A 10,516-nucleotide genomic window follows, 5' to 3' on the forward strand; every position below is an offset into this window, starting at 1 on the left:
GAACAGTTTTCATTGAAAAAGTTCTGTATAAACAACATTATTAAGAATTCTTCTTCAGTAATCGAAAAGTTTCTTTCTTGCACTATAAAAGTGACCCTTTAAGTTTTAACTTGTTCATGTTTTATCAATATAATTAAGCTATGTTGTAATTATAATTTAAATGTATAGCACACTTTGTGATTGAACGATCAATATAGTTCATATATAATAACAGTAAGAATTTAACAAGAAAGGAAGAAAAAATATGAAAGCGGCAGTTGTAACGAGCGACAAGACAGTTGAAGTGAAAGACAAGGATATCAGAGCGATTCGTTCAGGAGAAGCACTCGTTGATGTGGAATTTTGTGGTGTTTGCCACACCGATCTTCACGTTAAAAATGCAGACTTTGGTGACAAGACAGGCGTTACCCTCGGCCATGAAGGAATTGGTGTTGTCAGAGAAGTAGCAGATGATGTCACTAGTTTAAAAGTCGGTGACCGCGTCAGTATTGCCTGGTTCTTCGAAGGCTGCGGCCACTGTGAATACTGTGTGAACGGCCGTGAAACGTTATGTCGTGAAGTAAAGAATGCCGGTTATTCTGTGGATGGCGCGATGGCCGAACAGTGTATTGTGACCGCTGACTATGCAGTAAAAGTTCCAGATGGGCTGGATCCTGCTGCTGCAAGTAGTGTGACCTGTGCAGGTGTGACAACTTATAAGGCTATAAAAGAGTCTAAAATCAAACCGGGCCAGTGGATTGCGATTTACGGTTTAGGTGGTCTGGGCAACCTTGCTCTGCAGTATGCCAAAAATGTCTTCAATGCTAAAGTCGTAGCGATCGATGTCAACGACACACAGCTTGATTTTGCTAGAGAAGTGGGTGCAGATCTGATCCTCAACCCGACAAAAGAAAATGCTGAACAAGTTATGCAGGAAAAAATTGGTGGAGCCCATGCAGCTATAGTAACAGCTGTAGCAAAATCCGCCTTCAACTCTGCCATTGACTGTGTTCGTGCAGGTGGTGTTGTCGTCGCAGTCGGACTCCCACCGGAAGCCATGGACTTGAGCATCCCTCGTCTCGTACTGGATGGAATAGAAGTCGTCGGCTCTTTAGTCGGTACCCGTGAAGACCTGCGTGAAGCATTTGACTTTGCAGCTGAAGGACTGGTCGTCCCTAAAGTTGAAAAACGTCCGATCGAAGACATTAATGATATCTTCGATGAAATGATAGAAGGTAAATTCAAAGGCCGCATGGTCATTGATATGAATATGTAACTAAGAACTTATGTACACAGGCTGTTCTGATAACACATTCAGAACAGCCTTATTTTTTTCACAGAATTATCGCGGCCCACGGGTATTAAGGACCTATCAGACTATCAGATGCCTGTTATGTGTAAAAAAGACCCTCACAGCTATAGTGACCTTTAAAAGTTAGAACCGAAAAATCTAACTTTTTGGGGCTGCACACAGCTGAGGGTCTTTACTTTATTCATTTAATTGATGGAATACGCTTTGCTTTCTTCAAGAAAAGCAGCTCGGTCTTTTTCAGGGACCATTGATCCGCCTGTTGCCCAGGCAATATGAGTAGCCTGATCCATTTTATCAGACAGACCTGATGATTCGATGTAGCCTTTGCCATTATCAGTCGTCATCAGACGATAAGGCCCGACCAGTCCAGCGACTGCAGCTGGCTCAAGGAAAATCGATTCAGTGTCATACAAGCTGAAAAGCAGCCCTTTAAACACATCATCTTGAACTGAGTATCCACCGCTGAAGAACGTTCTCATCAGTTTAGCAACCAGGCCTGATGTACGAGGAACAGCCAGACCATCAGCGATAGTCAGTCCCCCCAGCTGGAAGTCAAAGACAGATACATCATCATATTTTTCAGTCAGCAGCCCGACAAGCATGCTCGGCATTTTAGTCGGTTCTGCGAAAAAGCAATGCACATGTTCGCCGAAAGCCTGCTTCAGACCAAATGTGATCCCACCTGGAGACCCGCCGATCCCACAAGGCAGATAGACGAACAACGGGTGGTCAGCATCAACAGTGATGCCTTCTCTTTCAAGCTGCTTCTTCATTCGGTAACCACCTACTGTGTAGCCTAAGAAGAGCTCCACTGAATGCTCATCATCTACAAAATAGCTGTTAGGATTCGCATCTGATTCAGCACGACCATTTTCTACAGCCTTGGAGAAGTCTGTGTCGTGCTCGATAACTTCGACACCTTTGTCTCTTAGATAGTCTTTCTTCCACTGCTTGGCTTCTACTGACATATGAACCGTTACGTTAAATCCAAGTTTACGCGCCATCGTGCCTACGCTGATTCCCAGATTCCCTGTCGTTCCTACAGCAATATGGTAGGCGGAGAAAAATTCATTAAATGCTTCACTTGCAAATACAGCATAGTCTTCTTCGGTACTTTCGAGCATTCCTTTTTGAAGCGCAAGATTTTCTGCATGCTTAAGCACTTCATAAATCGCACCACGTGCCTTGATCGTTCCGGATATAGGCAGCAGATCATCACGTTTAAGTAACAATTTGCCACCTAGAGTCGTTTCAAGTGTGTCATTCAAGTAGCTCTTCATGTCTGAAATTTCTGACACCGGTGATTCTATTATCCCATCAGTGGCTTCAGTTTCCGGGAAAGCTACACGGATGAAAGCTGCAAATCTCTGCAGACGCGCCTCTGCATCCTCAATATCGGCCACCGAGTACTTAGTCTGTTTCATTGCTTCTTCAACAGGAAGATACATTAAATTGTTCCAAAAAATTTCTTCACTGTTTCTGATGTCAGTCAGTAAAGGGTTTGATGCAATAAGTTGTTCTATATCTGTCATAATTGTTCCTGCTTCCTTTCATAAAAAAGCTTCTCTGATTCATTCAAACTCGTTTATTGTAGCATATTCAACCTGATGAAAAAACCTTAAGGACGGCCTTCTCATCATAAGATAAGGAGGCTTTTACTATTCTGTAAATAAATCGTCACGCTTAAGGGCTTATTATGCGGTGGTCCGTTTTCAGGATTTGTTCGCCAAGTAGTCAGTGATCAGTTCCAGAAAGTCCTCACCGTATTTTTCCAGCTTCGCCTCTCCCACTCCATGAACGGAAAGGAAATCTGCTGGTGTCTGTGGGAATACGGCCGCCATACTCATCAATGCCTTATCTGTAAACACAACAAACGGGGGTTTCCCGATTTCCGCAGCAATGTCTTTCCGTAACGCTCTAAGCTGCTCAAACAGCGTTTCATCGTATTCTTCTACATCAGCTTGCTTGGCTTTTGTTCGCTCAGCCTTCTGATGTCTGGTCATTAAAAGCTGGCTGCGGGCATGTAGCAGATCCACAGACTTCTCCGTGAATTTCAGGATTGGATACTGGTCCCCTCCCACGTGAAGAAACTGCTCGCTCACCATAAGCGCAATGATGTCCTTGATTTCCTGATCAGCTGACTCTTTCATGATGCCGTAAGTCGAAAGGTCATCGAACCCCTGCGCTCTGATCCTCGCATTATCTTTCCCTCTCAAAACATCCGTCACTAGTCCCATCCCGTACTGCTGATTCATTCTGTAGATGCAAGACAAAATTTTCTGGCAGGCTTTGGTCACATCGACAAGTTCCGTTTCTCCATTACAGTTCGAGCAGTTGTCACATGTCTCAAACTGCGGTGTTTCATCGAAATAATCCAGAATGATTTTGCGGAGACACTGGCCCGTTTTGCAATAGGAAATGATCGTATTCAGATTCTTCTTTGCATGCGGGTGATTCCCCTGTTCGATCAGTAAATTATTCGTAATGATATCCTGACTCGAATAAAACAGGACCGCTTCAGCAGGTACTCCATCTCGTCCGGCACGACCGGCTTCCTGATAGTAACTTTCCATATCAAGCGGCATATTGTAATGGATAACGCGACGCACATTACTTTTGTCGATGCCCATTCCAAAGGCATTTGTCGCAACTATGATCGGGGTCTTATCATACAAAAAGTCTTCCTGATACCGGGTTCGCTCTTCTGGAGTCAGTCCGGCATGATAATACCCGACACCGTACCCCTTTTTCTTTAGAAACGCATGGACCCGTTCTACATTCTTTCTTGTGTTGCAGTAAATTACACTGGATTCTTTATCTTTAAGCAGATCAAGCAGCTTCTGCTGTTTTTTCTTGGGGTGCACAATGGAAAATGTCAGGTTTGGTCGGTCAAAACTGGCTGTAAAGGCGTAAGGATCGTCCAGTTCCAGTTTTTCCGCAATATCTTCTCTGACTTTCTGAGTTGCCGTGGCAGTAAAGGCAGCAAAAGGCGGATACGTCGAACAGTATGCCCGGACTTTTGGAATCGCCTGATAACTTGGACGGAAATCATGTCCCCACTGTGAAATACAGTGAGCTTCATCTACAGCAATCAGATTGATGTTCATCTGACTCAGACGGCTCAGAAAATAATCGTTTTCCAGTCGTTCAGGAGACACATAAAGCAGATCGACCTCGCTTCTGATTGCCTGTCTGATAATCTCATTCTGCTGATCAAGAGAGAGCTGGCTGGTCAAAAATCCTGCCCGGATGCCCATTGAAAGCAGCCCATCCACCTGGTCTTTCATCAGAGAAATAAGTGGAGAGATAACGAGCGTCAAGCCGTCCATTTCGACAGCAGGAATCTGGTAGCATAGTGATTTCCCTCCACCAGTCGGCATGATTCCCATGACATCCCGACCGCTCATGATCGCTTCAATGATTCCCTGCTGACCGGGGCGGAAAGAGGTATAGCCATAGTATTGCTTGAGTGTTTGATTAATTGTGTTCACTGTATCGCTCCTAAACATTCAGTTGTGTCACTGTGCATAAACAGACTGATCTATTCTAACATAATAACAGCAGGCCTCAAAGGTCTCATCAAGTGTTCTACGTATATATTATCTTTTCATGCTAAAACTCATTATTTTAATCTCCTCTCATCAACTTCTATTCGCAAAATTCAAGAAAACTCGTTATACTTAGCGTATTGAACACATTCAGGAGGAGTAGAAATGCAGAAGTATCCCGTAGCTGATATCCTTGATGTCTGCGTCGAAGCCGGGCGAGTTATGCTCGAAAATGGGGCTGAAACGTACAGAGTTGAAGATACCCTTTACCGTATAGCGAAAAGTTACAACCTTGTCTACATTAATGTTTTCGTTGTGCCCACAGCACTTATACTGACCGTACAAGGTGAAGATGGCCAGGACCATACTGAACTTCTGAGAATGACTGATCGACAGACAAATCTTGAAAAGGTCTCGATGGTAAATGATCTGTCCAGACAGCTGGCTCAGCGTGCACTGGCTCCAGACAAAGTTAAACTTAAATTGACCAATATAAAAAATACGCCACGAAATTTTTCAACCTTGCAGCGCAACCTGGCTATTGCATTTGCCTGTGGCAGCTTTCCACTTCTGTTCGGCGGAACCTATGACGATATGCTTCCCGCCTTTATCGCAGGCGGACTGGGACATATCCTGTTCGAAGTGATCAACGACTGGACGAATGTCAGCTTCTTTGCTGAAATGGTGGCATCATTTTTCATTGGGCTGCTGGCTCTGCTCTTTACGACCTCAGGTTTTGGAGATGATGTCAATATCATTATCATCGGCAGTGTCATGTCTCTTGTTCCCGGTATGGCTATCACAAACAGCTTCAGAGATCTGATGGCCGGTCATCTCCTCGCTGGAGTGGCTGTACTTGCCAAAGCCTTTTTGACCGCCGGAGCTATAGGCATAGGGATCGCAATGGTCTTGACATTTTTATAACAGATAAGGAGTTTTCAGATGAATTTGAATCATTTAACCTACTTTATAGCTGCACTTGTCGCCACATTTGGTTTTGGTGTGCTCTACAATGTTCCAACACGAACCTTATTTGCTTCCAGTTTTGCAGGAGCGATCGGCTGGATCGTCTATTATATCCTGTCTTTCCAGCTAGAACTCGACTTATTTGTAGGTGTCGGCGTAGCAGCTTTTTTAGTGGCCTATTTCAGCCAATGGTATGCTAGACATTTTAAAATGCCAGTAATCGTCTTTGCTATCCCCGGAATTATCCCTCTTGTTCCAGGAGGTTCTGCCTACAATATGATGCGAGCATTTATCGAGGGCAGCTCAGAAATGGCGCTCATGTACGCCACGGAAACCTTTCTGATTTCAGGTGCGATTGCTTTAGGCCTTTCGGTAAACAGTGGACTGTTCCAGGTCTTTTCTAGTCAGGCATTTGAAAAACGCGACAAACGGTACCTCCCTTAACACCCACTTTTACTCAAGTCAGCATATATCATTTTCATAAGTACAACTAAAAACCGGGAGCATCTCACGTGTTACTTGAGAGGCTCCCGGTTTTTTAGTTTAATGTCTTTTTTTATTCGTCTAATGTCAGTGATTAATACCCGCTGACGTAGTTCAGTGGATTGACAGGTTGGCCATTTTTATGAATTTCAAAGTGAAGGTGGACACCTGTTGAATCTCCAGTCGTTCCCATCGTACCGATTCTCTGTCCTTGAGACACTGACTGACCTCTTGATACCAGCATGTTCGGCTGCAAGTGAGCGTACCGGCTTGCGTATCCGCCACCGTGGTCGATGTCAATATAGTAGCCTAGTGCTCTGTTGAATCCCGCTGTTCTGACTGTTCCAGAACGTGTCGCAGTGATTGCTCCACTACCGGCAATGTCGATTCCACTGTGGAATCTACGTGTTCTGAAAATCGGGTGGATTCTGAACCCAAATGGTGAAGTCAGACGTCCGCTTGCCGGTCTGCTCCAGCTTACGCTTGATGGCGTACTGCTTGAGCTTGGACTTGGACTAGAACTCGATCCACCACTTTGAGATGAAGTGGCTGCGGCTGCTTCCTGTTCTCTTCTTTGGGCTGCAGCTCTTGCTTCTGCTTCAGCCTGACGACGCGCTTCATCTTCACGTTGTTGAGCCGCTGCTCGCTGACGCGCTTCTTCTTCACGTTGCTGAGCCGCTGCTCGCTGACGCGCTTCTTCTTCACGTTGCTGAGCCGCTGCTTGTTGACGGGCTTCTTCTTCACGCTGTTGAGGGGCTGCATGCTCGCTAGACTCGGCTTCACGGTGTTCTGCCGCTGCCTGTTCACGAGATTCGGCTTCACCACGCTCTGCCGCTGCCTGCTGACTCGCTTCTTCTTCGGCACGTGCTTGTTCTTCACGCTCTGCTTCCAGTCTAGCTGCTTCAGCGATTGCCTGACGTTCAGCTTCTTCTTCTGCTCTGCGACGCTCTTCTTCTTCACGTCTGCGTTGCTCTTCAAGACGACGTTCTTCTTCAATTCGTTCTTCTTCAGACTGAATTTCAGAAGACAAGGTCATCGCCTGTTGCGCCAGAACGTACTGTTCACTGATAAATGATTCTTTCTCTTTTTCATTCATTTCATACAATTCAGCGACGTGCATAATTTCATCATCGAGCGCCACCTGCTGAGAACTCAACTGTTCACGAGTTGCTTCCATTTCGTTAAGTGTATTCTGTACTTCTACTCGCTCAGCTTGTACCTGCTCTTCAGATTCTTTTACAAGCTGCTGGTCACGAATCTGGTCTTCAATAATAGAACGGTTAGCAGATACTAACTGGCTGACAATACCCATACGACCGATCAGATCTGACAAATTTTCTGCTGACAGAATGATATGTATGATTCTCGTCGGGTTCCACTGGGTTTGTGTGGAACGAGCTTGCTGCATTAGTTTTTCGTTACGCTGTTCAATCAGTACATTTAAGTGATCGATCTGTTCATTTAAACGGTCAATTTCTTTATTTGCAGCATCCAGACGATCATTCTGGTCAATCAAATCTTCTGTCAATTCTGAAATGCTGATTTGAAGTGCCTGAATACTCGCTTCAAGTTCTTCTCTTTCGCGAGCCAGCTCTTCCATTTCCTGTTCAGTGTTTTCAATGTTACCGTCTAATTCACCTGAACGATTTTCAACTTCTTCTTTTTCTTGTTTTAATTCATCAAGCAAATTTTCAGCCTGGACCGGTGAGCCGACAATAGGGAACGAACCAGCGAGCATGACAGAGGCTAATAAGCCAAGTGTAAACTTCTTCTTCAAAATAGTTCCTCCAAAATTCAAAATAGTCTCGTTTAATATGCTAAAATTATCATAATCAATAAGTTCATGTTTAATCGCTTTTATTTTTTAAGCTAAACTTATAATAGCATCAAACTGAATTTTGTTAAGCTATATGATGATTACAGTTATATTACACTTGTATTTAGTCAAAATATAGACAAATTATAGACAAATTATGCAGTTCTTATAATCCCAAAAAAACGCATATCATTTGACTTCTTAATTTTTACACAGACTTAAACAGCTTGAATTGAACAGGGATCCGCTGCCTCTCTGTGCTTGATCAATCAATTAATTTAACTCGATAAATTAGTTCTCTGTCATAAGGTACATCTATTTATCCTCTTATACCAGTAGTCTTATTTTGGAACTGTTAGTAATAGTTATAATTTAATGATTTAAAGTGTGATTGAAATATCTTCATCATTTGAAATTTATGACCAGCTAAAAAACAATCAGAAAAAAAGTTACTGACTAATTATTAACGAAAGGCAATTTCTAAAGTATATACTATTGGCGAGATTGCTTCCTCATTGAATTAATTGAGGTAGAGATAGTTGTGGGCGTAGTTCTGTCGGACCATTCATCCCAAAAGTCAATCGTTCCTGACGTTGGTTTTAATGTCGGTTCTTGTACTTTTATTCTACTTGGTAACAAAGATGAATCCCCAACTACTATAGCTTCCCCGATATCTAATACTGGGAGTAATTCCGCAAAGTTTCCCAAACTGTCCGGTAATAATCTTTTTACAACATTTTGATCATCCACGTTTGTAAGTCTCAATGCTACGAAATTATTACATTGACTAAGTACAGTTCTATTAACTTCTGATGGACGTTGGCTAATCACTACTAGGGCTACTCCATATTTTCTTCCTTCCTTTGCAACCCTTTCAAAAGTTTGATTAGCGTGATTATCTAGAGTATTATCAGAGCTCGAGGGTATATATAAATGAGCCTCATCACAAAAGAGTGCAACCGGGTGTCTATTTTCTCTAATAGTCCATTGTTGGATACTAAAAATGAGTCTTGTCACTAAACCAATAATCAAAGGTAGTATATCCGAAGGAACTTCTGAAAAATCGATAATTTTCACTCCTGAAGTCTCATTCGATGACCAGCCAATTAACTTTTCAGCTAATTCATCTAAGTAATCCAATTTTAGCAAATCATTGGACTCATTAAATAAAAAAGAAAGCCTTTTGTCACTCATTTTAGCATTGAGTCTTTGGATGAACCTAGTTAATTTTCCATTGAACGGCCCTTGTTTCGGTCCTCTTGAACCTTCTACCATTTCTAGATCTTTTATTTTTAGAAATTCTAAAACATTTTCTAGCTTATATGGAATTGGACTATCCAACGTAAAATTTTCATATTCTTGTAAAAGATCATTCTCCTTAAGCAAAGATTCTTTTTCGATAAGAACACTATTTGAAAAAATCATTGCTTGATTAGGAGCATTATTGTCTGAGCGGTCTAAAAGCATTGATAACATTTCTTCGTATGTTAATAGCCAATAAGGTAAAAATATAACGTCATTTTTAGGCTTATCATTAGGACCTGCTACTTTGTAGTGAACAAAACCAGCGGATTCTAAAGATTTGTATTCCCCATGGATATCAAAGACAACTGCATTAGAAGCATTTAACTCGGATACTTGTTCCAATAACCTTGCTACAGACCAAGATTTACCTGAGCCAGTGCTTCCAACGACTACAGCATGTCTTTGAAAAAATTTGTTGCCATCCAACCATGCTTCTGCTTCTTCATCAAGTATATATTTACCTAGAGATAAAGGGGATTTTGAAGATGATGATTGATTCGATATCGCCTGCATAAAACTAGTTAGTTTGTCTCCATTCAGAACAAAGCACTCTGAATTTATCTCTGGGACACTTTCGAGTGTACGTTTAAAAATATTCGTACTACTTCCTATTTTATTTACATGAGTTCCTATCAATGTAGCTTTAATAACATTTTCAACTGAGACTTGATCTTCCTCATCAGATACAAATTCAAGTAAGGATTTTCTCATTATTTTTGAAACGATAGCTATTAAATTTTGATTTGTTTTTGAACTTCTAATAACTAATAAATCCTGAATTATTCATACCTCTAAATGTGGATAACTATTTCTATTAAACTCACTGCTTTTTTAGACATTTTTAAGTATTAACTGTCTATCATGCCACTTTATATCCTTCTCGATTAGATCGAAAACAAAAAGATGAAAAAAAGAGTATAAAGACCCCTTGGTCTTACAATCGTCAAAAAATTAATATGATCTTCTGGAGTAGCTAATGCAACAGAACCAGCTGTTGAATATTCTCCAATATTGTCCAGAACAGTGAAGAGAAAACGTAACCTGTGGACAAGCGGACTTTTATTTTACGCGCATGTCGTGTCAGCCTTCCAGCAATGTGGAAAACTT

7 protein-coding genes are annotated in these 10,516 nt (G+C 42.1%); 3 read left to right on the top strand and 4 right to left on the bottom strand.

The annotated features are described in order from the left end of the window. The first annotated feature begins 244 nt into the window (after window positions 1-244). Window positions 245-1,255: an alcohol dehydrogenase AdhP gene (gene adhP, locus BLR76_RS03585; RefSeq protein WP_091265538.1), complete on the top strand. Its 1,011-nt coding sequence runs from the start codon at window positions 245-247 to the stop codon at window positions 1,253-1,255. A gap of 221 nt (window positions 1,256-1,476) precedes the next feature. Here adhP and BLR76_RS03590 read toward each other — a convergent pair whose 3' ends face one another. Next, window positions 1,477-2,823: a D-serine ammonia-lyase gene (locus BLR76_RS03590; RefSeq protein ID WP_091265541.1), complete on the bottom strand. Its 1,347-nt coding sequence runs from the start codon at window positions 2,821-2,823 to the stop codon at window positions 1,477-1,479. A gap of 180 nt (window positions 2,824-3,003) precedes the next feature. Further along, window positions 3,004-4,782 carry a DNA helicase RecQ gene (recQ, locus tag BLR76_RS03595; RefSeq protein WP_245683016.1) on the bottom strand — a complete coding sequence of 593 codons (1,779 nt, stop codon included), beginning with the start codon at window positions 4,780-4,782 and terminating at the stop codon, window positions 3,004-3,006. Window positions 4,783-5,004: 222 nt separating this feature from the next. Here recQ and BLR76_RS03600 point away from each other — a divergent pair, with 222 nt between their 5' ends. Together BLR76_RS03600 and BLR76_RS03605 are read left to right on the top strand one after the other, a co-directional pair. Then, the gene (locus tag BLR76_RS03600) at window positions 5,005-5,763 is read left to right on the top strand and encodes a threonine/serine exporter family protein (RefSeq protein ID WP_091265545.1); all 759 of its coding nucleotides are present in this window, start codon (window positions 5,005-5,007) and stop codon (window positions 5,761-5,763) included. 18 nt (window positions 5,764-5,781) lie between these two features. Then, entirely contained in the window at window positions 5,782-6,249 is a 468-nt protein-coding gene (locus tag BLR76_RS03605; RefSeq protein ID WP_091265548.1) for a threonine/serine exporter family protein, read from the top strand. A gap of 133 nt (window positions 6,250-6,382) precedes the next feature. Here the strand turns inward: BLR76_RS03605 and BLR76_RS03610 are convergent, their stop codons facing one another. Together BLR76_RS03610 and BLR76_RS03615 are read right to left on the bottom strand one after the other, a co-directional pair. After that, a complete protein-coding gene (locus tag BLR76_RS03610) occupies window positions 6,383-8,065 on the bottom strand; it encodes a M23 family metallopeptidase (protein WP_091265551.1) in 1,683 nt (560 codons plus the stop codon). Window positions 8,066-8,596: 531 nt separating this feature from the next. After that, on the bottom strand, window positions 8,597-10,120 hold the full coding sequence (locus tag BLR76_RS03615; protein ID WP_091265553.1) for an ATP-binding protein: 1,524 nt from the start codon (window positions 10,118-10,120) through the stop codon (window positions 8,597-8,599). Between the last annotated feature and the right edge of the window lie 396 nt (window positions 10,121-10,516).

The organism is Alkalibacterium thalassium, from assembly GCF_900101165.1.
Lineage (GTDB): Bacteria > Bacillota > Bacilli > Lactobacillales > Carnobacteriaceae_A > Alkalibacterium > Alkalibacterium indicireducens.

Coding starts and splice junctions, on each gene's coding strand:
- adhP (WP_091265538.1), top strand. CDS start 245: ATGAAAGCGGCAGTTGTAACGAGCGACAAGACAGTTGAAGTGAAAGAC.
- BLR76_RS03590 (WP_091265541.1), bottom strand. CDS start 2,823: ATGACAGATATAGAACAACTTATTGCATCAAACCCTTTACTGACTGAC.
- BLR76_RS03600 (WP_091265545.1), top strand. CDS start 5,005: ATGCAGAAGTATCCCGTAGCTGATATCCTTGATGTCTGCGTCGAAGCC.
- BLR76_RS03605 (WP_091265548.1), top strand. CDS start 5,782: ATGAATTTGAATCATTTAACCTACTTTATAGCTGCACTTGTCGCCACA.
- BLR76_RS03615 (WP_091265553.1), bottom strand. CDS start 10,120: ATGAGAAAATCCTTACTTGAATTTGTATCTGATGAGGAAGATCAAGTC.